The following is a 25376-nucleotide window of genomic DNA, read 5'->3' on the forward strand; positions in this document are numbered from 1 at the left end:
TCTTAACCACCACGCTTCTGGCCGTCCAGCACCTGCTTCAGCTCCTGCGGTCCCTGGTAGCCAGGGATCATCATGCCGCTGTCGGTGAGGATGGCGGGCGTGCCCTGAATACCAAACAGAATGCCCAGCTTGTAGTGCTGGTCGAGATTGATTTTGCAGCTCGCCGGCGCATCCATTTGCGGTACGTCGCCTTTCATTGCGGCATCAAATGCCTTGTTGCGATCGGCACTGCACCAGATGGCGGTCATGGCTTTCTCCACCTGGCCGTGCAGGCCTTCACGCGGGAACGCCAGATAGCGCACGGTGATGCCCAGCGCGTTGTAGTCAGCCATCTGTTCGTGCAGCTTGCGGCAGTAGCCGCAGGTGATGTCGGTGAACACGGTGATCACGTGCTGCTCTTTCGGCGCTTTGTAGACAATCATTTCCGGTGCCAGCGCGGCGACTTTTTTCTCCAGCAGCTGATTGGTGACATTCACCGGCTGCGCGCCGCTGACATCGTACAGCGGGCCCTGAATCATGTGCTTGCCGTCTTCGGTGACGTACAGCACGCCGCTTTCGGTCAGCACCGTTTTGATACCCGGCAGCGGCGACGGCTGGATTTCCGCCTGCTGCATACCCAGTTTTTTCAGTGATTGCTGAATCGCGCTGTCATCGGCATGGGCCAGCGCAGAAAAGGCGCTGACCAGCAGAGCCAGCGTCGTAACGGTTTTTTTCATCTCAAATCCTTGTTGCCGCTGCTCAGGCGCGCGGATGATGCTGTTGATGTAACTGACGCAGGCGCTCAGTCGCCACGTGCGTGTAAATCTGGGTGGTCGACAGGTCGCTGTGCCCCAGCAACATCTGTACGACGCGTAAATCGGCACCATGGTTCAGTAAATGTGTGGCAAATGCGTGGCGCAGCACGTGCGGTGACAGCTTTTCGCTGTCGATGCCGGCAAGGGTGGCATAGTGTTTGATGCGATGCCAGAAGGTCTGGCGTGTCATCTGCTGCGCGCGGTTGCTGGGGAACAGCACGTCAATGGTCTGTCCGTTCAGCAGCCACGGCCGCCCGTGTTCCATATAGTGCTCCAGCCAGTAAATTGCTTCTTCACCTAATGGCACCAGCCGCTCTTTATTGCCTTTACCGATGACGCGCACCACGCCCTGACGCAGGCTGACATCACTCAACGTCAGACCGACCAGCTCAGAGACGCGCAGCCCGGTAGCGTACAGCAGCTCCAGCATCGCTTTGTCACGCAGTTCAAGCGGTATGTCCGTCGCCGGCGCCTGTAACAGGCGCTCGACCTGATTTTCTGACAGGTCTTTTGGCAGGCGCTGCGGCAATTTCGGCGCTGATAACAGCGCGCTGGGATCGTCACTGCGCAGCTTTTCGCGGTACAGATACTGAAACAGACGGCGCATTGCGCTCAGGGTACGCGCTGAGCTGGTGGCTTTGTAACCGCCCTCAATCCGCTCAGCCAGAAACTGCTGCAAATCAGCGGCTTCCAGCGTCAGCAGCGTGCGCTCATGGTGGTGCAGCCAGGCAGTGAGCGTCTGCAAATCCTGACGATAGGACGCCAGCGTGTTCTGCGCCAGGTTGCGCTCAATCCAGAGCGCGTCGAGAAACTGTTCTATCAGATCGCTGTCCTGCACTGTTGCCCCTCGCCGTGTGAAATCGTGCTCATTATGCCTGAAACTGGCCTGCTTCTGGTACAATTGCGCCAGAGTGAGTTTCAGTCAGAGCATTAATTGCATGAATATCGGTCTGTTTTACGGTTCCAGTACCTGTTACACCGAGATGACGGCGGAGAAAATCCGCGACTTTATCGGTGAAGAATTAGTCACACTGCATAACCTGAAAGATGACGATCCGTCGCTGATGGAGCAGTACGATTTACTGATTCTCGGTATTCCGACCTGGGATTTCGGCGAACTGCAGGAGGACTGGGAAGCGGTGTGGCAACAGCTGCCGGCGCTCAACCTGCAGGGAAAAATTGTGGCGCTGTACGGCATGGGCGACCAGGTCGAGTACAGCGAATGGTTCCTTGATGCGCTGGGTATGCTGCACGAACTGCTGCTGCCGATGGGCGTGCAGTTTGTCGGTTACTGGCCGCTCGACGGCTACCAGTTTACCAGTAAAAAACCGCTGACCGCCGATGGTCAGCAGTTTGTCGGTCTGGCGCTCGACGACGTTAATCAGTTTGAGTTGAGCGAAGAACGCGTCGAGCAGTGGTGCGAACAGATTCTGACCGAAACCGCCGCGCTGCTTTAATGCGGCGTCGCGCCATCCAGCAAAAAACAGCGGGCGCGTAACGCGCGCCACGCGTCGGGCGGCATGCTGTCGTGCAGCAGCCATAGCCGCCAGCGTTGCCCGCGCCGGTTACGCAGCACCAGCAACACGCCCCACGGTAGCCAGTCCGGCTGCCGTTGCGCCTGCCAGCGCTCACCGCGCCAGTACCAGTCACCCTTGTCATCCAGCATGAGCGCTCCGCAGCGCTGCTGCAGGCGACGCGCGTTACGCCAGCACTGCAGGGTCAGCAGGATCACTACCGCGACCTGAACCCAGCCCCAGCCCGCCGGCCAGCGGCAGCTCAGCAACAGCGCGCCACACAGCCCGAACAGCGTCACATTCAGCGCCCGCGCGCTGCGTGACGCGTGCAGATTACATTGCCACCGGCCCGCGTTCACGGTTGCGCTGCTGAATCAGTTTCACCATGCGTTTGAACTCGGGATCGGCCGGTTCGCCGTGGTTCATCATCCAGTTAAACAGGTCCGGATCGTCGCTCTTCAGCAGCGCGACAAACACCTGCTTGTCGCTGTCGCTCAGCGAATCATACTCATATTTAAAGAACGGCATGATCGAGACATCCAGCTCCAGCATGCCGCGACGGCATGCCCACTGGACGCGCGCTTTGTCATGAATATCCATGTGTCTTCTTCCACAGCTGATAACAGTGGCGCTCAGTGTACCTGCTTTTTCGCCGCGCTGCAGGCGTGCAACCGGACGCTGCGCGCGGTGACGCACAGCAATGCCACCGGTTACAGGGTTATCACGCGATTTGTGCGCCAGATTCCGCAAACAGGTTGCAATGGCGCACTGCTCTTTTAACATTGGTAAGCATATTACTGAATAAACCTTATTGATCAGGACGGACTCATGCCGATTTTCACCCTTCCGCCTCGCCAGCCCGCTGCGGCGTCGCGCCTGCCTTTAACGCTAATGTCGCTCGACGAGTGGGCGCTGGTATCGGTGCAGGGCAAAGACAGCACCTCTTATCTGCAGGGTCAACTGACGCTGGACGTGGCGGCGCTGGACGCAGCGCAGCATCGCCCGGCGGCGCACTGCGATGCCAAAGGCAAAATGTGGAGCAATCTGCGTCTGTTCCATCGCGGAGAAGGTTATGCCTACCTGGTGCGTCGCAATCTGCGCGAGCAGCAGGTGACCGAACTGAAGAAGTATGCGGTGTTCGCCAAAGTGACCATTGCGGCCGATGATGACGCGGTCCTGCTCGGCGTTGCCGGTTTTCAGGCGCGCGCCGCGCTGGCTAACGTTTTCGCCACGCTGCCGGATGCCACAACCCCAGTGGTGCAGCAGGATGACACCACCCTGCTGTGGTTCGCCGAGCCAGCCGAGCGTTTTCTGCTGGTCACCACGCCGGCGCAGGCCGAAGCGCTGCAGCAGAAGCTGGCCGGGGAAGCGCAGCTGAATGACAGCACGCAGTGGCTGGCGCTGGATATTGCGGCGGGCGTGCCGGTGATCGACAGCGCCACCACGGCGCAGCTGATTCCGCAAGCCACCAACCTGCAGGCGCTGGATGCCATCAGCTTTAAAAAAGGCTGTTATACCGGCCAGGAGATGGTGGCGCGCGCCAAATTCCGCGGCGCCAACAAACGTGCGCTCTACTGGCTGGCGGGCAGCGCCAGCAAAGTACCGGACGCGGCCAGTTCGCTGGAGTTGCAGATGGGCGACAAATGGCGTCGCACCGGCACGGTGCTGAGCGGCGTACAGCTGGATGATGGCAGCGTGTGGGTGCAGGCGGTGCTGAACAACGATCTGGAGCCGGACAGCGTGCTGCGCGTTGAAGGCGATGAAAGCGGTAAGCTGACCATTCAGCCGCTGCCCTATTCGCTGGGAGAGTAACGATTACGGCTGGTACGCCGCAGGGTCGCCATCAGCGGCGACCCTTGCCTTGTTACATCACGTAAAAATAGATGGCGCAAAAGTGCAGCACGCTGCCGCCCAGCACGAAACCGTGCCAGATGGCATGATTGTACGGGATACGGCGCGACACATAGAAAATCACCCCGAGTGAATAGACAATCCCGCCCGCCGCCAGCAGCCAGACGCCGCCGGCCGACAGTTTGTTTGCCAGCTGATAAATCACCACCAGTGACAGCCAGCCCATGCTGAGATAGGTCACCAGCGACAGCACTTTAAAGCGATGCGCAATGGTCAGCTTAAAGATGATGCCCGCCAGCGCCAGACTCCAGATCACCACCATCAATCCCTGCGCCAGCGGCGATTGCAGCCCGACCAGCAGAAACGGCGTGTAAGTCCCGGCGATCAGCAAATAGATGGCGCAGTGGTCAAATTTCTTCAGCCAGTATTTGGCGCGCTGGTGCGAAATGGCGTGATACAGCGTCGAGGCGAGGAACAGCAAAATCATGCTGCCGCCGTACAGGCTATAGCTGGTGATGGCGGTGATATTCGCCTGCATTTCAACGGCCTGGGTCAACAGCAACACCAGCCCCACGATGCCAAACACACAGCCCAGGCCGTGGCTGATGCTGTTGGCGATCTCTTCGGCCAGTGAATAGCCCTGGGCAATAAGTCGGTTCTGTACCATGGCGTCGGATTCCTGAACATCGTAACGAAAGTTGTGCTTTTTCTGTGCACCAGAGTAACGAAGAACAATTTCAGAGTACACATGTACGCTAAAATTATTCTGTGAAGAGGTGTGACAACCCAGCGGCAAACCAATCTGTTACACTGAGGCTTCTTTTTGCCGTGAGCGCCGCCCGAATGTTTTCACACAGCGACCTGTCCCGTTTGAATGACCTTGAGATGCAGGTTTATCACTTCATCATCAAACACCGGGAAAGTGTCAGTTATATGACCATCCGAGAACTGGCGGCGCAGGCGGGCGTCTCGACCACCACGGTGCTGCGCTTCTGCCGCAAAATGCACTGTGACGGCTGGTCAGAATTCCGTATCCGTTTTCGCCTGGCGCAGGAGCAAAGCGCGCCGGTGCTGCTGCCCTCCGGTGTCGGTGAAATGCTGAGCTTTTTTAAAAGCATCAATAACGCAGAATTTGATCAGCAGATTGCCACCGCGGCGCAAATGATTATTGAGGCTGAGCACATTTTCTTTATTGGTGCTGGTACTTCAGGCAGCCTTGGCAAATATGGTGCGCGCTATTTTTCTAATATTGGCAAATTCAGCCATCACATCGATGATCCTTATTACCCGGTGAGTAAGAGCGCCTGGGAAAATGCGCTGGCGATTATTTTATCCGTCTCTGGCGAAACCGAAGAGATCCTGCGCTTTGCCAGTCAGTTCAGTCTGCATCACTGTAAAATCATCTCCATCACCAATCACGACAACTGCTCGCTGGCGAAAATGGCGGATTTCAATCTCTCCTATCATGTGCCGCAGGAGAAACTGCCTGACCGCTACGATATTACCACTCAGGTACCGGTGATTTATATTCTGGAGACGCTGGGCCGTTATATTGCCCGCCTCACGCAGGTATAAAACAGCCTGTTTTTCGGCGGTAACAAGTCACATTTCCGCGCCGGTGTTATAGCGTGACTTTGCTATTTCAGTTGTTACACTGCGGGCAGTATTATTTTCGCCAACAGCGTGACGAGGTATTGAAATGAGTGAAGGATTGCAGTTACCCAGCGGATTTCTCTGGGGCGGCGCGGTGGCAGCCCATCAGGTTGAGGGCGGCTGGGATCAGGGCGGCAAAGGCGTCAGTATCGCCGATGTTCTCACCGGCGGCGCACACGGCGTAGATCGCGTCATCACGCCCGGCGTTCAGCCCGGCCAGCACTATCCCAACCATCAGGCGGTGGAATTCTATTCGCACTACAAACAGGACGTGGCGCTGTTTGCCGAGATGGGTTTCAAATGCTTCCGCACCTCGATTGCCTGGACGCGCATTTTCCCCAACGGCGATGAACTGCAGCCCAATGAAGCCGGCCTGCAATTTTACGATGACCTGTTTGATGAACTGCTGAAATATGGCATCGAACCGGTGATTACCCTGTCGCACTTTGAGATGCCTTATCATCTGGTTAAAGAGTACGGCGGCTGGGCTAATCGCAAAGTGGTCGATTTCTTTGTGCGCTTCAGTGACGTGGTGATGACGCGCTATCGCCACAAGGTGAAGTACTGGATGACCTTCAATGAAATCAATAATCAGCGCAACTGGCAGTATCCGCTGTTCGGCTACTGCTGCTCCGGCGTCGTGTTCACAGAGCATGAAAAGCCGGAGCAGACGATGTATCAGGTGATGCATCACCAGTTCGTTGCCAGTGCCAAAGTGGTGAAGCGCGGCCACGAAATCAACCCGGATTTCCAGATTGGCTGCATGATCGCCATGGTACCGGTCTATCCGTTCTCCTGCCATCCGGATGACGTGATGCGCGCGCAGGAGTCGATGCATCAGCGCTACGTGTTCAGCGACGTGCAGATGCGCGGCGCGTACCCGGCTTACACGCTGAAAGAGTGGGCGCGCAAGGGCTATCACATTGCGATGGAAGCCGATGACGCCGAAACGCTGCGTCAGGGCTGCTGCGACTACATCGGTTTCAGCTACTACATGAGCAACGCGGTGGACACCAAAGCCAGCGGCGTCGACGACCCGATCACCGGCTTCGACGGCGTAGTGCCTAACCCGCATGTGAAAGCGTCTGACTGGGGCTGGCAGATTGATCCGGTCGGCCTGCGCTACGTGCTGAATGCGCTGTATGAGCGCTACCAGAAGCCGCTGTTTATCGTTGAGAACGGCTTTGGTGCCATTGATAAAGCCAATGCTGAGGGCGTGATCGAAGATGACTACCGCATTGATTATCTGCGCGCGCACATTGAAGAGATGAAAAAAGCGGTGGCGCTGGATGGTGTCGATCTGCTGGGCTATACGCCGTGGGGCTGCATCGACTGCGTCTCCTTTACCACCGGCCAGTACAGCAAGCGCTACGGCTTTATCCACGTCGATAAAAACGATGACGGCAGCGGCAGCTTTGCCCGCTCGAAGAAGAAGAGTTTCGCCTGGTATCAGCAGGTGATTGCCAGCAATGGTGAAGTGTTGTAACCGCTAATGGCGCGCGACGTATAGATGTGCGCCGCGCGCAGACAGGCTGTGAAGTGCGGCTCAACGGCCGCCTGATGCATCAATAAAGCTGCCGGTGACGTATGAAGCGGCGTCACTGGCCAGCCAGGCGATGGCGGCAGCGACCTCCTCCGCCTGGCCGCCGCGCTGCATCGGCAGCGATGCCGCGAGACGATCAACGCGCCCCGGCTCGCCGCCGTCGGCATGCATATCGGTGTAGATCAGCCCTGGCCGCACGCTGTTGACGCGAATCCCCTGCGCCGCCACTTCCAGTGACAATCCTCTGGTCAGCGTGTCCATCGCGCCTTTCGACGCCGCATAATCGACATACTCATTGGGCGAACCGGTACGCGCGGCCGCTGACGAGACGTTAACAATGGCGCCGCCCTGACCGCCGTGTGCGGTGCTCATGCGTTTTACCGCTTCGCGGCAGCAGATAAACGTGCCGGTGACGTTAGTTGCCAGCACGCGCTGAATGCGCGCAGCATCCAGATCCTCAACCCGGCACTGGGAGAAGAGAATTCCGGCGTTATTCACCAGCACGCGCAGCGCGCCCGGCTGCTGATCCAGCTGGCGGAACATGCGCACCACCTGCGCTTCATCGGCAATATCCGCCTGTAAGGCAAACGCGCTGCCGCCCTGCGCTTCGATATCTGCTACTACCTGCAACGCTTCTGCTTCGCGCTGCCGGAAATTGATTGCCACGCGATAACCTGCCTGCGCCAGCAGCAGCGATGTTGCCCGTCCAATTCCGCGGCTACCGCCGGTGACCAGTGCCAGATCCATATGCTTCTCCCATAAAAAAAGGCCGACAAATCGGCCTTGAGTATTACTGAAGGGTTTGGATTATGCCTGCTGATTACTGGTATTCGCTCATCGGAACGCATGAACAGAACACATTGCGATCGCCAAACACATCGTCGAGACGCTTAACGGTCGGCCAGTATTTGTTGGCGCTGCCGGCCGGGAAGACCGCCAGCTCGCGGCTGTACGGATGAGTCCAGTCGCCGACGATTTCCATCTGGGTATGCGGTGCATTCACCAGCGGGTTGTCGTCAGCCGGCCATTCACCGTCGGCCACGCGATCGATTTCCATGCGGATCGCCAGCATCGCGTCAATAAAGCGGTCCAGCTCGATTTTGCTCTCAGATTCGGTCGGCTCGACCATCAGCGTGCCGGCGACCGGGAACGACATGGTCGGCGCATGGAAGCCATAGTCGATCAGGCGTTTCGCGATATCCAGCTCGCTGATGCCGGTCTGCTCTTTCAGCGGACGAATGTCGAGAATGCACTCATGCGCCACGCGGCCGTCGCGGCCGGCGTACAGAATCGGGTACGCCGACTGCAGCCGGCTGGCGATGTAGTTGGCGTTGAGAATCGCCACCGAGCTGGCCTGCTTCAGCCCTTCGGCACCCATCATGCGAATGTACATCCAGCTGATGGGCAGAATAGATGCGCTGCCGAACGGCGCCGCAGAAACCGCGCCCTGCTGGGTCAGCACGCCGTCAATCTGCACCACGCTATGGCCCGGTACGAATGGTGCCAGATGCGCTTTTACCCCGATAGGTCCCATGCCCGGACCGCCACCGCCGTGCGGAATGCAGAAGGTTTTGTGCAGGTTGAGATGCGACACGTCAGCGCCAATGTAGCCAGGCGTGGTGATCCCGACCTGCGCGTTCATGTTTGCGCCGTCGAGGTACACCTGGCCGCCGTACTGATGCACGATCTGGCACACTTCGCGAATGGTCTCTTCGTAGACGCCGTGCGTCGACGGGTAGGTCACCATGATGCACGACAGCGCGTCACCGGCCTGCGCTGCTTTTTCACGCAGATCGCCGAGATCGATGTTGCCCTGCTTATCACAGGCCACCACCACGACTGCCATGCCCGCCATCTGCGCGGACGCCGGGTTGGTACCGTGCGCCGAGCTCGGAATCAGACAGATCGTGCGGCCCGCTTCATTACGGCTCTCATGATAGCGACGGATGGCCAGCAGACCGGCGTATTCGCCCTGCGCACCAGAGTTCGGCTGCATGCACAGCGCATCGTAACCGGTGAGCTGGACCAGCCACTGGGACAGCTGACCGATCATCTGCAGATAACCGCTCGCCTGCTCTGCCGGACAGAACGGGTGCAGTTCAGCGAATTCCGGCCAGGTGATCGGAATCATTTCGGCGGCGGCATTCAGTTTCATGGTGCATGAGCCGAGCGGGATCATCGCCTGATTCAGCGCCAGATCCTTTTTCTCCAGGCTGTGCATGTAGCGCATCATCTCAGTTTCGCTGTGATGACGGTTGAACACCGGATGGGTAAGGAATTCGCTGGTACGCTGCTGGCCTGCCGGAATAGCGCTGTTTTCCGCCGCCACCGCGGCGTCCAGCGCCTCGATATCCTGACCGTGCGCGTCACCCAGCAGAATGGCAAACAGCGCCAGCACGTCTTCACGCGTGGTGGTTTCATCCAGCGTGATACCAACCGCATTGAGGATATCGCTGCGCAGATTGACTCCGAAGCTCAGCGCACGGTTTAGCACCGCCGCTTTGTCCGCGACTTCAACGGTCAGCGTATCGAACCAGCTGTGATGGCGCAGCTTCAGGCCGCCGTTTTGCAGGCCTGCTGCCAGAATCGAGGTCAGGCGGTGAATGCGCGAGGCGATGCGCTTCAGTCCAGCCGGGCCATGGTAAACCGCGTACAGGCCGGCGATATTCGCCAGCAGCACCTGGGAAGTACAGATGTTGGAGTTGGCTTTCTCACGGCGGATGTGCTGTTCGCGCGTCTGCATCGCCATGCGCAGCGCGGTGTTACCGGCGGCATCGCGTGACACGCCGATGATACGGCCCGGCATGGAGCGCTTGTGCTCATCACGGCTGGCAAAGAAGGCCGCGTGCGGACCGCCGTAGCCCATCGGTACGCCAAAGCGCTGGGCGGAACCGAAGACGATATCAGCACCCTGTTTGCCCGGCGCTTCCAGCTGCACCAGCGCCATGAAATCCGCCGCCACGCTCACCACCACTTTGCGGCTTTTCAGCTCAGCAATCAGTTCACGGTAGTCGTGCACTTCTCCGCTGGTACCGACCTGCTGCAGCAGCACGCCAAACAGATCGTCGTGCTCGCGGGCTTTTTCGGCGCGATCGATAATCAGCTCAAAGCCAAAGGTTTCGGCGCGGGTGCGCACCACATCCAGCGTTTGCGGATGGATGTCATCGGCGATAAAGAATTTGGTCGCGTTTTTCAGCTTGCTGACGCGTTTAGCCATCGCCATCGCTTCGGCGGCCGCGGTGGCTTCATCCAGCAGCGAAGCTGAAGCAATATCCAGCCCGGTGAGATCGAGCGTCAGGGTCTGGAAGTTGAGCAGCGCTTCCAGACGGCCCTGCGAAACTTCCGGCTGATACGGCGTGTACGCCGTGTACCAGCCCGGGTTTTCCAGCATGTTGCGCAGAATCACCGGCGGGGTGATCACGGCGCTGTAACCCATTCCAATCCAGGATTTGTAACGCTGATTCTGGCTGGCAATGGCTTTCAGCTCTGCCAGCGCCTGCTGTTCAGTCGCGGCATCGCCTACCGCCGGCGGGCCTGGCAGCTGGATATCAGCAGGCACAATTGAAGCGATCAGCGAAGCCAGCGAGCTGGCACCAATCGCTTCCAGCATGGTGGCCTGCTGCGCGGCATCAGGACCGATATGGCGCTCAATAAAAGCACCGTTATGTTCGAGCTGGCTGAGAGTCTGGGTCATTTACAGTACATCCTGAATCGGGCTGGGTGACAAAATGGCATTAAATCAGGCAGATAAAAAAGAAGGCACCGCAGTGCGGCACCTTCAGAAACTACCGGTTACTCGTCGATGGACTTTTTATAGGCCTCGGCATCGAGCATCGCGTCGAGCTCGGACTCGTCGCTGGCTTTGATGCGGAACAGCCAGCCGGCGGCGTACGGTTCGCTGTTCACCAGCTCCGGGGCATCGCCCAGCTCTTCGTTGACCGCCACGATTTCACCGCTCAGCGGGGCATAGATATCCGATGCCGCTTTCACGGATTCGGCTACCGCACAGTCGTCACCGACGGCAAAGCTGGCGCCCACGTCAGGCAGGTCGACAAACACCATGTCGCCCAGCAGTTCCTGCGCGTGTTCGGTGATGCCCACGGTAAACGTACCGTCAGCTTCTTTACGCACCCACTCGTGGCTATCACGGTACTTCAATTCATTTGGCACATTGCTCATCGCCATTTCTCCTGAAAAAAAATTACTGAGCGACCGGCTTGCCGGCGCGAACAAAAATAGGTTTAGTCACTTTCACCGGCATTTCACGATTGCGGATTTCAACATTCGCCTGCTCACCGATACTGGCCGGCACGCGCGCCAGCGCAATGCTGTAGCCCAGCGTTGGCGAGAAGGAGCCGCTGGTAATGATGCCCTGCTGCGGCTGGCCCTGCGCATCGGTAAAGCGCACCGTCAGACCGTTACGCAGCACGCCTTTTTCGGTCATCACCAGCCCGACCAGTTTTTCCGTGCCGTTCTCGCGCTGCGCTTCCAGCGCTTCACGGCCAATGAAATCACGGTCGCCGGGCTCCCAGCTGATGGTCCAGCCCATGTTGGCGGCCAGCGGCGAAACGCCTTCATCCATCTCCTGACCATACAGATTCATGCCAGCTTCGAGACGCAGCGTATCGCGTGCGCCCAGTCCGGCTGGTTTCACGCCCGCGGCCAGCAGCTGCTGCCAGAAATCTGCGGCCTGAGCGGCAGGCAGGGCGATTTCATAACCGGCTTCACCGGTATAACCGGTCGTGGCGATAAACAGATCGCCGGCCTGTACGCCAAAGAACGGCTTCATGCCTGCAACCGCGTCACGATGTGCCGCGCTAAACAGGCTCTGTGCTTTTTGCTGCGCGTTCGGTCCCTGTACGGCGATCAGCGCCAGATCGTCACGCTCGGTGAGCGCAACCCCAAACGGCTGCGCATGCTCAGCGATCCACGCCAGATCCTTCTCGCGCGTGGCGGAGTTGACCACCAGGCGGAAGAAATCTTCGCTCATAAAGTAAACAATTAAATCATCAATGACGCCAGCTGAAGCATTCAGCATGCCGGTATAGAGGGCTTTGCCGGGCTGAGTCAGTTTGGCGACGTCGTTGGCTAGCAGGTAACGCAGAAATTCACGGGTGCGCGCGCCGTGCAGATCGACAATGGTCATGTGGGAAACGTCAAACATTCCGGCATCGTTGCGCACCGCATGGTGCTCATCCATTTGCGAGCCGTAGTGCAGCGGCATCATCCAGCCGTGGAAGTCCACCATGCGGGCACCGCAGGCCTGATGCTGTTCGAATAGAGGCGTTTGCTGAGTCATAACCATCCTGTGAAGACAAGTGAGTGTGACGCGCCTGCGCCGTCAGTTTTGAGCGACGCAAACGTTCTCTTTACGCTGAAGTTACCACCGAATCCGGCAATTAACCATAAGGAAAACGAGGGTGAAACCTTATCATCCTTTGGGCTGCCCCGGCAGTGACACCAGCACATCTCACTGCATTTATGTGATTTACCGCGCATATAATTCACCTGTCGCGCAGTAATTCAGCCGAATAATGGAACCTGTGCCGCAGACAAGGGAAATGGTTCGGGAGCAAAAAGCATTTTGGATTAGTTAAAGTAATGCGAATTGAGACCTGAAATTAGAATAAATCAAATGAAGGGCAATTTGGGTGCAGCGATGCACAATAATGGTGCCGGGGCGGGTTTTGCAGTGGCGTTACCGGGTGCGCACAGGGTCGCGATGGATGGCGACAACGCTGTGCAGTTCGGTGATTCATGAGCGGCAGCCGACTGCCACGCCCACCCTTGAGGGCGATCGCGTAACGTCAGTGCAGGAAAAACGGCACCTGAAAGGGTGCCGTAATAAGGAGGGTTAGCGGATCCAGCCGGGCAGGTCGTTGAGGCCCATGGCCTGCTTCAGCAGTAACGGCTTCACGCCAGGCAGCGTGTCGGCCAGCTTCAGCCCGACGTCGCGCAGCAGTTTTTTCGCCGGATGGTGCCCGGCAAACAGCTCACGGAAACCCTGCATTCCAGCCAGCATCAGCGCTGCGCTGTGCTTGCGGCTGCGTTCATAACGCCGCAAATAGAGATGCTGGCCGATATCTTTGCCCTGCTGATGCAGACGGCGGATTTCGCCAATCAGCTCGGCGGCATCCATAAAGCCGAGGTTAACCCCCTGCCCGGCCAGCGGATGGATGGTATGCGCCGCATCGCCCACCAGCGCCAGCCGGTGCGCAGCAAAGTTGCGGGCGTAACGCGCCATCAGCGGGAAAGTTTTCCGTTCGCTTTCCACCTGGCACAGACCAAGGCGCATATCGAATGCCACCGACAACTGCTGGTTAAACAGCGCTTCCGGCATGGATTGCAGTCGCGTCGCTTCCTGCGGTGACAGCGACCAGACGATGGAGCACAGGTGCGGATCCTGCATCGGCAGGAAGGCCAGAATGCCGTCGCCGTGGAACACCTGGCGCGCAATGGCATCGTGCGGCATATCGGTGCGTACGTTGGCCACCAGCGCGTGATGTTCGTAATCCCAGAAAGTAATCGGGATATCCGCTTTGTCACGCAGCCACGAGTTGGCCCCGTCCGCAGCAATCAGCAGGCGCGCGCTCATCATGCTGCCGTCCTGCAGGGTAATAAAGGCTTCGTTATCGCCAAACGCCACCTGCTGCAGCTGAGCCGGTGCAATCAGCGTCACCTCGTTGCACTGGCTGGCGCGCTGCCACAGCGCACTGTGAATCACCTCGTTTTCAATGATATGTCCGAGGTGCGACAGCCCCTGCTGCTCGTCATCAAAGCTGATCGAGCCAAAGCTGTCCTGATCCCACACTTCCATGCCGTGATACGCGCTGGCGCGCAGCGCGAGAATGGTGGACCAGACATCGAGTTTTTGCAGCAGACGCTCGCTGGCGGCGTTGATGGCCGAGACGCGAACCGACGCTGGCGCCGCCGCATCAAATTGTGGCTCAGGCGCTTTTTCCAGCACCGCAACGCGCAGGCCGCTGCCCTGTAAGCCACAGGCCACCGCCAGACCGACCATGCCGCCCCCGGCAATCGCCACATCAAATGTTTGCATTGCTGCCCCTTAATTCATGCTTAACGCTTAACCCAGCCGAGCGTGCGCACGGCAAGTGGGTTTCGCAGCCATGGCAGGTGGTCCATTGCCACCAGCCCAAGATTTCGTCCTGCCACCAGCGGGGCATAACGGTTGGCGAATAGCCGCACCAGACCGTCGGTGACGCCAATGGTCGCCGCGCGATCCGGCTGGCGGCGCGCAGCAAAATGGTGCAACACCGCGTGGCTGCCCGGATCCTGCTGGTGACGATGCGCCGCCGCAAGGGTTTCCGCCAGCGACATCACATCGCGCAGTCCGAGGTTAAAGCCCTGCCCGGCGATCGGATGCAGCGTCTGCGCCGCATTGCCGACCAGCGCCAGCCGGTGCGTCACCTGACGCTCTGCGGTCTGTAGCGCCAGCGGATAGATTTCGCGCTGGCCGGCGTGAGTAAAGCGCCCCAGCCGCCAGCCAAAGGCGCGCTGTAATTCATGCAGGAAGGTGGCATCGTCCCACTGCTTAACCGTGGCTTCGGCCGTCGCCGGATGACACCACACCAGCGACAGACGGTTGCCGGACATCGGCAGCAGCGCCAGCGGGCCATGCCGGGTGAAGCGCTCAAACGCGCGGCCCTGATGCGGCAACTGCGTCGCGACGTTGGCAATCACCGCCAGCTGCTGGTAGTCGTCGCGCTGCCAGCGCATGCCGCAGGATGCCGCCAGCGGCGAGCGTGCGCCGTCAGCGGCCACCAGCAGCGCGCCCTGTAACGTTGCGCCGCTGCTGAGCGTCGCCTGCACGCTATCGGCGCTGCGGGTTACTGAGGTCACGTGATCCGGGCAGCACAGCGTCACGCCGGGTGCCTCACGCAGACGTTTAAACAGGCGCTGTCCCACGTCATACAGCTCGACCACGTTGCCCAACGCCGACAGCTGATAATCCTCAGCCTGCAGCTGAACAAACCCGCTGTGCCCGCGATCGGAAACGTGGATGTGGGTAATGGGCGTGGCGCAATCCGCCAGCGAACGCCACAGGTCAATTTCCGCCAGCTGCTGACATGTGCCCGCCGCCAGCGCGATGGCGCGCCCGTCAAAGCCCGGGTGCGCGCGGCTGTCCGGCTGATGACGTTCAATCAGCGTCACCGGCAACTGGCCCTGCGTCAGATGCGAAATCGCCAGTGCCAGCGTGGCGCCGGTCATACCGCCGCCTGCAATCAGGATACTCATACGCTGCGCGCCGCCGCCATCAGTGCTTCGATCGCCTCAGCGTCTTTTACCACGCTGTCGGTCAGGTTTTCATTACCGTCGGCGGTGATGACGATGTCGTCTTCGATACGGATACCGATGCCGCGATACTGCGCCGGCACTTTGGCATCCGGCGCGATATATAGGCCCGGTTCAACGGTGAGCACCATGCCAGGCTCAAGCAGGCGGTCGCGGCTGGGCGTGCCGTAGTGGCCGACGTCATGCACGTCCAGCCCCAGCCAGTGACCAAGGCCGTGCATAAAGAACGGACGGTGCGCCTGCTCTTCAAACAGCGTATCGATATTGCCTTCCAGAATGCCCAGATCGACCAGACCGGTGATCATGATACGCACCACTTCGTCGTTGACTTCATGGATGCTGATGCCCGGGCGGAACATCGACAGCGCCTTATACAGCGAGGCGAGCACGATGTCGTAGATCTCGCGCTGCGGCTGGCTGAATTTACCGTTAACCGGGAAGGTGCGGGTAATATCGCCGGCGTAGCCATGGAATTCGCAACCGGCATCAATCAGCACCAAATCGCCGTCGCGCATTTCGCTTTCGTTTTCGGTGTAGTGCAGAATGCAGCCGTTCTCACCGGAGCCCACAATAGTGTTGTACGACGGAAAGCGCGCGCCGTGGCGGGTGAATTCGTGATGGATTTCGCCTTCCAGCTGATACTCAAACATGCCGGGACGGCACGCCTGCATCGCGCGGGTATGTGCCAGCGCGCTGATTTTTCCTGCGCGGCGCAGAATGGCGATCTCGTCTTCGCTTTTAAACAGGCGCATCTCATGCACCCAGGGACGCCAGTCGGTCAGCGTCGCCGGCGCGCTGAGGTTTTGCCGGAAACCACGGCGCAATTTCTCCAGCGCGCTGAACACCAGCGTATCCGCTTCCGCGTATTCACCCTGTGCGTGATAGACCACATCGAGTCCGTTGAGCAGTTGGTGCAGCTGCTCGTCAATCGCATCCCACGGCAGCGCGCGGTCAACGCCCAGCTTCGCCGGTGCGGCTTCCTGACCAAGCCGACGCCCGAACCAGATCTCTGCCGTCAGGTCGCGTACGCGGTTAAACAGCACGCTGTGGTTATGATTGTCATCGCTCTTGATTAATACCAGCAGCGCCTGCGGCTCGTTGAAGCCGGTGAAGTACCAGAAATCGCTGTTCTGGCGAAAGGGATATTCGGTGTCGTTGCTGCGCGTCACTTCAGGTGCAGCAAAAATCAAAGCCGCGCTGCCGGGCGCCATGCGGGCGATCAGCGCCTGACGACGTTGCCGGAAGGTTTCCAGTGTAATCATATTTGCACTCCCTGTAGAAAACGGGCAGCGACCTGCCCACGATGACGCGCTTAGTGTAGCGTAGGTTTTTGTACTTCCGGTGCGGTCGGCGTGCGTGGCCGGGTGAAGGTGTCATGGCACAGCAGCGCGGCAACGCGTACGTACTCAATCACCTCTTCCAGCGACTGTTCGAGCTCTTCCTGATCTTCATCTTCATCGTAGCCAAGTTGCGCAATGGTGCGCAGATCGTCAATCGCTTCGCCGGTCTCACCGGTCACTTTTTCCAGCTTCGGCTGCGTCACGCCCAGGCCCAGCAGGAAGTGATTGACCCAGCCGGCCAGCGCGTCAGCACGATCGAACACCGTGATGTCCTCCTCATCCGGCAGCATCAGCTGGAACAGGAAACCCTCTTCATCCAGCGTGTTGGCCAGGTTTTCATGCAGCGCCTGCAGCGGCTGCGACAGGCTTTGCGAGAACGCCATGCCCTCGTTAGTCAGGTCGTGCACCAGGGTTTTCCAGCTGCTGTCCTGATTGCCGCCGCACAGAATGCCACACAGCAGTCCGTGCATCTCGGCGGGCGTCATGCCTACGCCCTGCTGGGAAAGTGCCGCGGCCAGCGCGTTGTAAGTGGGTGTTGCGTTCTGTAAAGACATAAGCTTTGGTCGTCGTTGGCAGAATAAGTTCGTGTTATGCTACCACCAGGTGCCTCAGGGTTTCCAGAAAAGGGGTTGTAACTTATCACGCGGGTCTATATAGTTGCGCACCTCCCAACCCATTGACAGGTAAGGGAGATGCGAACGAAGTAATCAGTCAGGATGGTGGCATGTCTGCACAACCGGTAGATATTCAGATTTTTGGTCGTTCATTGAGAGTTAATTGTCCGCCTGAACAGCAAGATGCGCTGAATCTGGCCGCAGAGGATCTCAATCAACGGTTGCAAGATTTAAAAGTTCGCACTAGAGTCACAAATACAGAGCAGCTGGTGTTCATCGCCGCGTTAAACATTTGCCACGAGCTGGCACAAGAGAAAGGTAAAACGCGCGATTACGCAGCCAATATGGAACAACGCATCCGTATGCTGCAGCAGACCATTGAGCAGGCATTAGTTGAGCAAGGTCGCATAACTGAACGTCAGGGCCCTAAATTCGAATAACACTTCATGGTACTCGTGTTAGAGTAACGGTGAAGTCAATTTTCTCTGAGATGTTTGCAAGCGGGCCAGTCCCCTGAGCCGATATTTCATACCAACAGAGTGTGACGCTCTGTAACCTGTGAGCATGCTCGGTCCGTCCGAGAAGCCTGATGGTTACGACGGCATACTCACCTTGAACCAAGGGTTCAAGGGTTACAGCCTGCGGCGGCATCTCGGAGATCTCCTCTTAGTTCCACCCTGTTATTCCCGGTGTGATAATGTGGCTATCAACAGCCTTATCAGCCGGGGACATCATGCCAGCACCTTCTCTTCTCGACCGACAGGATATTCGTCAGCATGTGCGCCATCTGCGTCGCAATCTTACGCCTGAGCAACAGGTTGAGGCCGCCGATCTGCTGGCTGAACATGCCATCAATTTTGCCCCGCTGGCCAGCGCACAACGCATCGCGCTGTTTCTCTCCGTCGATGGCGAAATCAATACACGACCGCTGATTGCCAAACTGTGGCAGCAAAAGAAGCAGGTCTTTCTGCCGGTGCTGCATCCGTTTGCGCCCGGTCACCTGCTTTTTTTGCGCTACACGCCAGAAACCCCGCTGCGACCTAACAAGCTGCGCATCCCTGAGCCGCCGCTGGATATTACGCAGCTGGCCACACTCGATCAGCTGGATGTGATGCTGGTACCGCTGGTGGCGTTTGACGCGCAGGGACAACGCTTAGGCATGGGCGGGGGTTTTTACGATCGCACGCTACAACACTGGCAGCAGCATGGCTTTTTACCGCTGGGTATTGCGCACGACTGCCAGCGCGTCGATGCGCTGCCGGTGGCGGCCTGGGATGTGCCATTGCCGGCGATTCTGACGCCGTCAAAGCTGTGGCAGTGGGAAACGCTGGCAGGATAAAGACAGGGCGCCCAGCGGCGCCCTGCACTGTCAGTACAGCAGACGGGCGCGCATGGTGCCCGGAATCGCCTTCATCAGCTGCAGCGCTTTCTCCGCCACATCCTCTTCGGCATCAATATCGATAACCACATAACCCATCACTGGCGAGGTTTGCAGATACTGAGCGGCAATGTTGATGCCCTGCTCGGCAAAGATCTGGTTGATGGCGGTTAGCACGCCCGGGCGGTTCTCATGGATGTGCAGCAGGCGGCTGGCGCTGGCGGCGTGCATCGGCAGCGAGACTTCCGGGAAGTTTACTGCGGAGAGCGTCGAGCCGTTGTCAGAGTACTTGGCCAGCTTGCCAGACACTTCCAGACCAATGTTCTCCTGCGCTTCCTGCGTTGATCCGCCGATGTGCGGCGTCAGGATCACGTTGTCGAATTCGCACAGCGGCGAGTTAAACGGATCGCTATTGGTTGCAGGTTCAACCGGGAAGACGTCGATGGCGGCACCAGCCAGGTGCTTGCTGGCCAGCGCATTACACAGCGCCGGGATGTCGATCACGGTGCCGCGCGCGGCGTTGATCAACAGCGCACCAGGCTTCATCAGCGCCAGCTCTTCGCTGCCAATCATGTTCTGCGTGGACGGCGTTTCCGGCACGTGCAGGCTGACCACATCACTCATGTTCAGCAGGTCAGAGAGATGGCGCACCTGGGTGGCATTGCCCAGCGGCAGCTTGTTTTCGATATCGTAGAAAAATACGTGCATACCGAGGCTTTCCGCCAGCACGCCGAGCTGCATCCCGATATGGCCGTAGCCAATGATCCCCAGCTTCTTACCACGCGCTTCGTACGAACCGGTGGCGATTTTATTCCAGATGCCGCGGTGTGCTTTGGCGTTGGCTTCCGGAATGCCGCGCAGCATCAGCAGCATTTCGCCGATTACCAGTTCCGCGACCGAACGGGTATTGGAGAACGGGGCGTTGAACACCGGCACGCCGCGTTTCGCTGCCGCGCTGAGATCAACCTGGTTAGTACCAATACAGAAGCAGCCAACCGCCACCAGCTTTTCAGCCGCCGCGAAGATCTCTTCAGTCAGTTGGGTACGGGAACGGATACCAATGAAGTGGGCATCGCGGATGGAGGACTTCAGCGTCTCAGCATCCAGTGCGCCTTTGTGGAACTCGATGTTGGTGTAACCTGCGGCGCGCAGATTATCCAGCGCACTCTGGTGAACGCCTTCCACCAGCAGGAACTTAATCTTGTCTTTTTCCAGTGATACCTTTGCCATTTCCCGACCCTATTCAGAATTCAACGAGGACTACCATAAGGTAGCCTTCTGTCAAAATATCAAAATTTTCCGGCGCGGCAATACAAACGATTGCCTGCACGCCAGCACGCGCCCACGTGCAGACAACACAAATCCACACAAAATCGTGAGATGACGAGAGCGCAAAGTACGAACCTGCTGTTGATGAATCATTTGTGACATAAGTCACCAAATTTCACTGCAGCAAGAAAAGATGTTTTGCGGATGGAAATAACCGGCGCTGGCGGCGCGCCGGTGAGATCAATTGGTGATGGTTTTCACGCCGTCCGGCGTGCCAATCAGCGCAATATCCGCTCCGCGTGCGGCAAACAGCCCCACGGTGACGACGCCCGGCAGCGCATTGATGGTTTTTTCCAGCGCAATCGGGTCAAGGATGCGCAGATTATGTACGTCGAGAATAATGTTGCCGTTATCCGTAACCACGTGCTGACGATACTCCGGCAGGCCGCCCAGCTTTACCAGCTCCCGCGCCACATAAGCGCGCGCCATCGGAATCACCTCCACCGGAAGCGGGAAGTTGCCCAGCACATCGACCTGCTTGGACGCATCCGCGATGCAGATAAATTTCTGCGCCACCGCCGCGACAATTTTCTCGCGCGTCAGCGCCGCACCGCCGCCCTTGATCATCTGCATCTGTGGATTGATCTCATCAGCCCCGTCGACATACACCGACAGCGCATCCACGTTGTTGAGATCGAACACCGGAATACCCAGCGATTTGAGCTTTTCGGTTGAGGCTTCCGAACTGGAAACCGCCCCCTCGATCTGATCCCTGATCGTACCAAGCGCGTCAATAAAGTGCGCCGCCGTTGAACCGGTGCCTACGCCAACAATGGTGCCTGGCTGCACGTACTGCAGCGCTGCCCAACCTACCGCTTTTTTCAGTTCATCCTGGGTCATGGTATGTTTAAAACCTGTGCGACATCGAAGTGCGCGTAGTATAAAACAAGGCGCTGTCAAAAAGCGCGGCTGACCGACGTTGGATGTAAGCCTTTGGAAGCCAGCCCGCAAAAACGCGTCGGCCGCACAGCTTCGCCGTTTTATGGCATAGTAGTTTCCACCCTGAACGAGAGAGAACAACAATGAAACGCCCGGATTATCGAACGCTTCAGGCGCTGGATGCTGTGATTCGCGAACGCGGCTTTGAGCGTGCCGCCCAAAAGCTGTGCATCACGCAGTCTGCGGTGTCGCAGCGCATTAAACAGCTGGAAAATTTATTTGGTCAGCCACTGCTGGTGCGTACCGTGCCGCCGCGACCGACCGAGCAGGGACAAAAATTGCTGGCGCTGCTGCATCAGGTGGAGCTGCTGGAAGAGGAGTGGCTGGGCGATGATAACGGTGGCACCACGCCGCTGCTGCTGTCGCTGGCGGTGAACGCCGACAGTCTTGCGACCTGGCTGCTGCCGGCGCTGAAAGATGTGCTGGCCGACTCGCCGGTGCGCCTGAATCTGCAGGTGGAAGATGAAACCCGTACGCAGGAGCGTTTACGGCGCGGTGAAGTGGTCGGCGCGGTGAGTATCCAGCCGCAGCCGTTGCCAAGTTGCCTGGTGGATCAGCTGGGTGCGCTGGACTATCTGTTCTGCGCCTCGCCGGAATTTGCCGCGCGCTATTTCCCCAATGGCGTGACGCGCTCGGCGCTGCTGAAAGCCCCGGCGGTGGCGTTTGATCACCTCGACGATATGCATCAGGCCTTTTTGCAGCAGAACTTTGATTTATCGCCGGGCAGCGTGCCGTGCCACATCGTGAACTCGTCAGAGGCTTTTGTGCAGCTGGCGCGTCAGGGATCGGTGTGCTGTATGATTCCGCACCTGCAGATTGAGCGCGAGCTGGCGCAGGGAGAGCTGGTTGATTTGACGCCGGGTCTGTATCAGCGCCGGATGCTGTACTGGCACCGTTTCGCGCCGGAAAGCCGTCTGATGCGCAGCGTGACCGATGCGCTGATTGCCCACGGCCACCGCGTATTGCGCCAGGATGAAGTTGCGGCTTAGCGCCCTTCAGATTAGCGCACAATAGTCGTAGCTGCGCGATTCATCGCGCGTTTTAACAGCGGTTCTGCTGCTGGAAAGCGCGATGAATCGCGCCGCTACAATTTTACAGGCTAACTTACTGCGCCGTATTCGGTTTGATTTCGAACACCACATCCACCTGATCGTCAAAATGGATGCTCTGTTGTTCGTAGGTCTGCTGCGCGGTGGTGTCCGCTGCGGCACCGGCCGCTTTGTACATGCGCGCCATCGGCATCGGCTGGTAGTTAGCCACGTGATAGCGAATGCTGTACACCGGGCCCAGTTTGGCATTGAAGCCTTCCGCCAGGGCGCTCGCCTGCTGTGTGGCATTGGCAATCGCCGCTTTACGCGCCTGATCTTTGTAGCTGTCTGCGTTAGCCACGCCCAGCTCGACAGAACGAATCTCATTCAGGCCCGACTTCAGCGCGCCGTCCAGCAGCTCATTCAGCTTATCCAGCTGGCGCAGCGTCACTTCCACCTGACGCACCGCACGGTAGCCTTTCAGCACCGATTTACCCTCTTTGGTGTAGTCATACTCCGGCTGGGTGCTGAGATTAGCCGCATCAATATCTTTCTTCTCGATGCCGTTCTTTTGCAGGAAATCAAAATATTGCGCCACGCGGTCGTCAGCCTGTTTTTTTGCATCCGCCGCGTCTTTCGACGAAACATTCACCACGATGGAGAGCGTAGCCATATCCGGACGGGCATCCACGCTGGCCTGTCCTGATGTCACCACGTGCGGTCCGTTCGGCACTTCTCCCGCCTGGACCAGACCGGACAGTGCGCCCGTGTTCATTACGGCGGCCAGCGCCAGTGCTTTCAGTTTCACGAAAGTCCTCCTTGAAGGGTTCAATTTGCAGGTCGCCACTATGGCGAAACCCAAAACACATTACTATGCGTGATGGTCTGAGTTTGAAATTAGCAAAAAGTTCGGCTTTGCTCAGGTTTAACGTATCCGCGATCGCAAATTTATCGCTACAGATTCGCTGAAAAGCGCCGCCTGCGTTTCTATTAAAGAAACACTTCTGCCCCTCGGGAGAGTTGTATTATGACAGAACAGCCACTTAGCCAAAGCGCGGTCAGCGTGCGAGCCGGACGCACACGCTTTATGATGCTGGCACTGGTGTTTATCAACATCATCATTAACTACATGGATCGCACCAACCTGTCGGTGGCCGCCACGCAGATGGCCGGTGAACTGCGCTTCTCGCCGCTGGAGATGGGGCTGATCTTCTCGGCGTTCGGCTGGATCTATGCGGCGCTGCAAATTCCCGGCGGATTCCTGATCGATCGTCTCGGTGCGCGGCTGGTATACGGCGCGGGGCTGTTTGCCTGGTCGCTGATCACCGCGCTGCACGCTTTTGCCAGCAGCTTCGGCGCGCTGTTCGGTCTGCGCCTCGGCGTCGGCGCCTTCGAGGCACCGGTGATGCCGGCTAACAATCGGGTGATTTCCAGCTGGTTCCCCGAGCAGGAGCGTGCCAGTGCAATTGGCATCTACTCGTCCGCACAGTTTGTTGGCCTCGCCTGTATGACGCCGCTGCTGTTTCACGTGCAGGCTGCGTTTGGCTGGCGCGGGCTGTTTCTGATTACCGGCGTGGCGGGCATGATTTGGGCGCTGGTGTGGTATCTGCTGTATCGCGAGCCGCACCAGCACAAAGGTGTATCAGAGGCTGAACTTAACTATCTGCGTGACAACGGCGCACTGCTGGAAAATCGCCAGGGCAGCCAGGCGCCGCGTGCACGCTGGGCCGATCTGGCGCAGATGTTTCGCAGCCGCAAGCTGGTCGGCATCTATATTGGCCAGTTCACCATCTCCGCCACCTTCTGGTTTTTCCTAACCTGGTTTCCCACCTATCTGGTGGAGTATCGCCACATGGACTTTATCAAGAGCGGCTACGTGGCGTCGCTGCCCTACTTCGCGGCGTTTTGTGGTGTGCTGCTGGCTGGCTTTGCCTCAGACCGCATGATCCGGCGCGGCGTGTCAGCCAGCGTGGCGCGCAAGCTGCCGGTGATCCTCGGCCTGTTCCTCACGCTGTTTATTCTGGGTGCTAACTACACCGAAGATTCACGGCTGATCATCCTTTTTATGTCGCTGGCGTTTTTTGGTAATGGCCTGGCGACCATCACCTGGGTGTTTGTTACCGCGCTGGCGCCGCGCCATCTGATCGGTCTGGCCGGCGGCGTATTTAACTTTACCGGCGCGCTGTCATCAATCGTGGTGCCGATCGCCATCGGCGCCCTGATTGACGGCAGCAACTTCGCGCCGGCGCTGGCCTTTATCGCCGTGCTGGCCGCTATTGGCATCTGCAGCTATCTGTTTGTGGTAGGAAAAATTGACCATGTCAGCGCGCGCTGATGAGCCGTTTCGCCAGCGCGTGCAGCTGTTGCAGACGCTGCGCCAGCTGGGCTTCATCGGCCTGCCAGATTTTGGCGAAGGCCAGCGCCGCACGATTGTTATTGATCGGCTGCGCCATACTGATTTCGCCGTCCTCGCGATGCCACACCAGATAATCCCCGGTGCGTTTGCGCGCCAGCAGCGGCGCAATCTGCGCCCACTGTTCGTCACTGAAGCGTGGCCGCAGCACCTCGTCACTCTCCGCCGCCAGCAGCGCGACGCCAATCACCGACTGCCACGCGGGCAGCATGCGGAATCCGGCCAGCGCCTGGCTGGTACTGGTGCGCTCGCCGGGCTCCGAGTGCCAGATGTAGATGACCTGGTCCTCCCACAGCACGCCAAGCGCCACCACGATATCGCGCGGCGCGTGCGCCTCCAGCTGCGGCAGTGCCGAAGCAAACAGCGACGATCCACGAATGGCCTGCGCCGCCAGCGCATGAATGCCCGGGCCCGGCAGATAGCGCCGGTGTTCATCCTGAATCGTCAGGCCGATGGACGCCATGGTCATCAGCAGACGATTTACCCGCGTGCTGTTCATCCCCATCTGGCGCGCCAGTTCACGGCCGCCGACCGCTTTGTCACTGGAGACCAGATATTGCAGGCAGCGAATTCCGTCAATCAGGCTCTGGTTGGGTTGCGAAGACATAAATCACCTTGTGACGGTAAAAATTCAATCTTAGCAGCCTTCAGGCGGGAGTAACCTCAT

General features: G+C 58.6%; 25 protein-coding genes and 1 other RNA gene. 9 read left to right on the forward strand and 17 right to left on the reverse strand.

The window, feature by feature from the left end; all coding sequences use genetic code 11:
* Window positions 1-2: 2 nt before the first annotated feature.
* Window positions 3-716, reverse strand: coding sequence for a bifunctional protein-disulfide isomerase/oxidoreductase DsbC (gene dsbC / locus KOL70_RS20365; RefSeq protein WP_215481481.1), 714 nt, complete (start codon window positions 714-716; stop codon window positions 3-5).
* Between the two features lie 22 nt (window positions 717-738).
* Window positions 739-1632 (reverse strand): site-specific tyrosine recombinase XerD, encoded by an 894-nt coding sequence (gene xerD / locus KOL70_RS20370; protein ID WP_058757089.1) that lies wholly within the window; start codon window positions 1630-1632, stop codon window positions 739-741.
* Between the two features lie 100 nt (window positions 1633-1732).
* On the opposite strand from xerD, the gene fldB reads away from it, so the two are divergent.
* Entirely contained in the window at window positions 1733-2251 is a 519-nt protein-coding gene (gene fldB / locus KOL70_RS20375) for a flavodoxin FldB (RefSeq protein ID WP_010616927.1), read from the forward strand.
* On the opposite strand, the gene KOL70_RS20380 is transcribed toward fldB, so the two are convergent.
* Together KOL70_RS20380 and sdhE are read right to left on the reverse strand one after the other, a co-directional pair.
* Complete coding sequence (locus KOL70_RS20380; protein ID WP_215481482.1) at window positions 2248-2667, reverse strand: protein YgfX; 420 nt, start codon at window positions 2665-2667, stop codon at window positions 2248-2250. The genes fldB and KOL70_RS20380 overlap by 4 nt on opposite strands.
* Window positions 2642-2908: an FAD assembly factor SdhE gene (sdhE, locus tag KOL70_RS20385; RefSeq protein ID WP_010616925.1), complete on the reverse strand. Its 267-nt coding sequence runs from the start codon at window positions 2906-2908 to the stop codon at window positions 2642-2644. The genes KOL70_RS20380 and sdhE overlap by 26 nt, the downstream gene beginning before the upstream one ends.
* Before the next feature lie 228 nt (window positions 2909-3136).
* On the opposite strand from sdhE, the gene ygfZ reads away from it, so the two are divergent.
* On the forward strand, window positions 3137-4120 hold the full coding sequence (gene ygfZ / locus KOL70_RS20390; protein WP_215481483.1) for a tRNA-modifying protein YgfZ: 984 nt from the start codon (window positions 3137-3139) through the stop codon (window positions 4118-4120).
* A 52-nt stretch (window positions 4121-4172) separates the two neighbouring features.
* Here the strand turns inward: ygfZ and KOL70_RS20395 are convergent, their stop codons facing one another.
* Window positions 4173-4826: a hemolysin III family protein gene (locus KOL70_RS20395; RefSeq protein WP_215481484.1), complete on the reverse strand. Its 654-nt coding sequence runs from the start codon at window positions 4824-4826 to the stop codon at window positions 4173-4175.
* A gap of 176 nt (window positions 4827-5002) precedes the next feature.
* On the opposite strand from KOL70_RS20395, the gene KOL70_RS20400 reads away from it, so the two are divergent.
* Together KOL70_RS20400 and KOL70_RS20405 are read left to right on the forward strand one after the other, a co-directional pair.
* Entirely contained in the window at window positions 5003-5734 is a 732-nt protein-coding gene (locus tag KOL70_RS20400) for a MurR/RpiR family transcriptional regulator (protein ID WP_058757092.1), read from the forward strand.
* 124 nt (window positions 5735-5858) lie between these two features.
* Window positions 5859-7298 (forward strand): 6-phospho-beta-glucosidase, encoded by a 1440-nt coding sequence (locus KOL70_RS20405; RefSeq protein ID WP_058757093.1) that lies wholly within the window; start codon window positions 5859-5861, stop codon window positions 7296-7298.
* Between the two features lie 60 nt (window positions 7299-7358).
* Here the strand turns inward: KOL70_RS20405 and KOL70_RS20410 are convergent, their stop codons facing one another.
* The 8 genes from KOL70_RS20410 to KOL70_RS20445 all read right to left on the reverse strand — a co-directional run bounded on the left by KOL70_RS20410 (window position 7359) and on the right by KOL70_RS20445 (window position 17562).
* Window positions 7359-8102 carry an SDR family oxidoreductase gene (locus KOL70_RS20410; protein WP_215481485.1) on the reverse strand — a complete coding sequence of 248 codons (744 nt, stop codon included), beginning with the start codon at window positions 8100-8102 and terminating at the stop codon, window positions 7359-7361.
* A gap of 73 nt (window positions 8103-8175) precedes the next feature.
* Window positions 8176-11049, reverse strand: coding sequence for an aminomethyl-transferring glycine dehydrogenase (gcvP, locus tag KOL70_RS20415; protein WP_021506667.1), 2874 nt, complete (start codon window positions 11047-11049; stop codon window positions 8176-8178).
* A 98-nt stretch (window positions 11050-11147) separates the two neighbouring features.
* The gene (gene gcvH, locus KOL70_RS20420; protein WP_215481486.1) at window positions 11148-11534 is read right to left on the reverse strand and encodes a glycine cleavage system protein GcvH; all 387 of its coding nucleotides are present in this window, start codon (window positions 11532-11534) and stop codon (window positions 11148-11150) included.
* 22 nt (window positions 11535-11556) lie between these two features.
* The gene (gene gcvT / locus KOL70_RS20425) at window positions 11557-12654 is read right to left on the reverse strand and encodes a glycine cleavage system aminomethyltransferase GcvT (protein WP_215481487.1); all 1098 of its coding nucleotides are present in this window, start codon (window positions 12652-12654) and stop codon (window positions 11557-11559) included.
* 555 nt (window positions 12655-13209) lie between these two features.
* On the reverse strand, window positions 13210-14412 hold the full coding sequence (gene ubiI / locus KOL70_RS20430) for an FAD-dependent 2-octaprenylphenol hydroxylase (RefSeq protein ID WP_215481488.1): 1203 nt from the start codon (window positions 14410-14412) through the stop codon (window positions 13210-13212).
* A 20-nt stretch (window positions 14413-14432) separates the two neighbouring features.
* A complete protein-coding gene (ubiH, locus tag KOL70_RS20435; RefSeq protein WP_215481489.1) occupies window positions 14433-15611 on the reverse strand; it encodes a 2-octaprenyl-6-methoxyphenyl hydroxylase in 1179 nt (392 codons plus the stop codon).
* A complete protein-coding gene (gene pepP / locus KOL70_RS20440) occupies window positions 15608-16930 on the reverse strand; it encodes a Xaa-Pro aminopeptidase (protein ID WP_021506662.1) in 1323 nt (440 codons plus the stop codon). The genes ubiH and pepP overlap by 4 nt, the downstream gene beginning before the upstream one ends.
* A 50-nt stretch (window positions 16931-16980) precedes the next feature.
* Window positions 16981-17562 (reverse strand): YecA family protein, encoded by a 582-nt coding sequence (locus KOL70_RS20445; protein WP_031279479.1) that lies wholly within the window; start codon window positions 17560-17562, stop codon window positions 16981-16983.
* A gap of 170 nt (window positions 17563-17732) precedes the next feature.
* Between KOL70_RS20445 and zapA the strand changes: the two genes are divergently transcribed.
* The 3 genes from zapA to KOL70_RS20460 all read left to right on the forward strand — a co-directional run bounded on the left by zapA (window position 17733) and on the right by KOL70_RS20460 (window position 18961).
* Entirely contained in the window at window positions 17733-18062 is a 330-nt protein-coding gene (zapA, locus tag KOL70_RS20450; RefSeq protein WP_021506660.1) for a cell division protein ZapA, read from the forward strand.
* Window positions 18063-18101: 39 nt separating this feature from the next.
* Window positions 18102-18285: non-coding RNA, 6S RNA (gene ssrS / locus KOL70_RS20455), on the forward strand.
* A gap of 70 nt (window positions 18286-18355) precedes the next feature.
* Entirely contained in the window at window positions 18356-18961 is a 606-nt protein-coding gene (locus KOL70_RS20460) for a 5-formyltetrahydrofolate cyclo-ligase (RefSeq protein ID WP_058771549.1), read from the forward strand.
* Between the two features lie 30 nt (window positions 18962-18991).
* On the opposite strand, the gene serA is transcribed toward KOL70_RS20460, so the two are convergent.
* Window positions 18992-20230 (reverse strand): phosphoglycerate dehydrogenase, encoded by a 1239-nt coding sequence (gene serA, locus KOL70_RS20465; protein WP_021506658.1) that lies wholly within the window; start codon window positions 20228-20230, stop codon window positions 18992-18994.
* A 279-nt stretch (window positions 20231-20509) separates the two neighbouring features.
* The gene (gene rpiA / locus KOL70_RS20470) at window positions 20510-21169 is read right to left on the reverse strand and encodes a ribose-5-phosphate isomerase RpiA (protein WP_021506657.1); all 660 of its coding nucleotides are present in this window, start codon (window positions 21167-21169) and stop codon (window positions 20510-20512) included.
* Between the two features lie 182 nt (window positions 21170-21351).
* Here rpiA and KOL70_RS20475 point away from each other — a divergent pair, with 182 nt between their 5' ends.
* The gene (locus KOL70_RS20475; protein ID WP_021506656.1) at window positions 21352-22257 is read left to right on the forward strand and encodes a LysR family transcriptional regulator ArgP; all 906 of its coding nucleotides are present in this window, start codon (window positions 21352-21354) and stop codon (window positions 22255-22257) included.
* A gap of 115 nt (window positions 22258-22372) precedes the next feature.
* On the opposite strand, the gene KOL70_RS20480 is transcribed toward KOL70_RS20475, so the two are convergent.
* Window positions 22373-23104 carry an oxidative stress defense protein gene (locus KOL70_RS20480; protein ID WP_215481490.1) on the reverse strand — a complete coding sequence of 244 codons (732 nt, stop codon included), beginning with the start codon at window positions 23102-23104 and terminating at the stop codon, window positions 22373-22375.
* Window positions 23105-23323: 219 nt separating this feature from the next.
* Here KOL70_RS20480 and KOL70_RS20485 point away from each other — a divergent pair, with 219 nt between their 5' ends.
* Window positions 23324-24631 (forward strand): MFS transporter, encoded by a 1308-nt coding sequence (locus KOL70_RS20485; RefSeq protein ID WP_166710971.1) that lies wholly within the window; start codon window positions 23324-23326, stop codon window positions 24629-24631.
* Here the strand turns inward: KOL70_RS20485 and KOL70_RS20490 are convergent.
* Window positions 24618-25316, reverse strand: coding sequence for an IclR family transcriptional regulator (locus tag KOL70_RS20490; RefSeq protein ID WP_021506653.1), 699 nt, complete (start codon window positions 25314-25316; stop codon window positions 24618-24620). The genes KOL70_RS20485 and KOL70_RS20490 overlap by 14 nt on opposite strands.
* Window positions 25317-25376 lie beyond the last annotated feature (60 nt).

The sequence above is a fragment of the Pantoea sp. B270 genome (genome assembly GCF_018726825.1).
GTDB classification, from domain to species: domain Bacteria; phylum Pseudomonadota; class Gammaproteobacteria; order Enterobacterales; family Enterobacteriaceae; genus Pantoea; species Pantoea dispersa.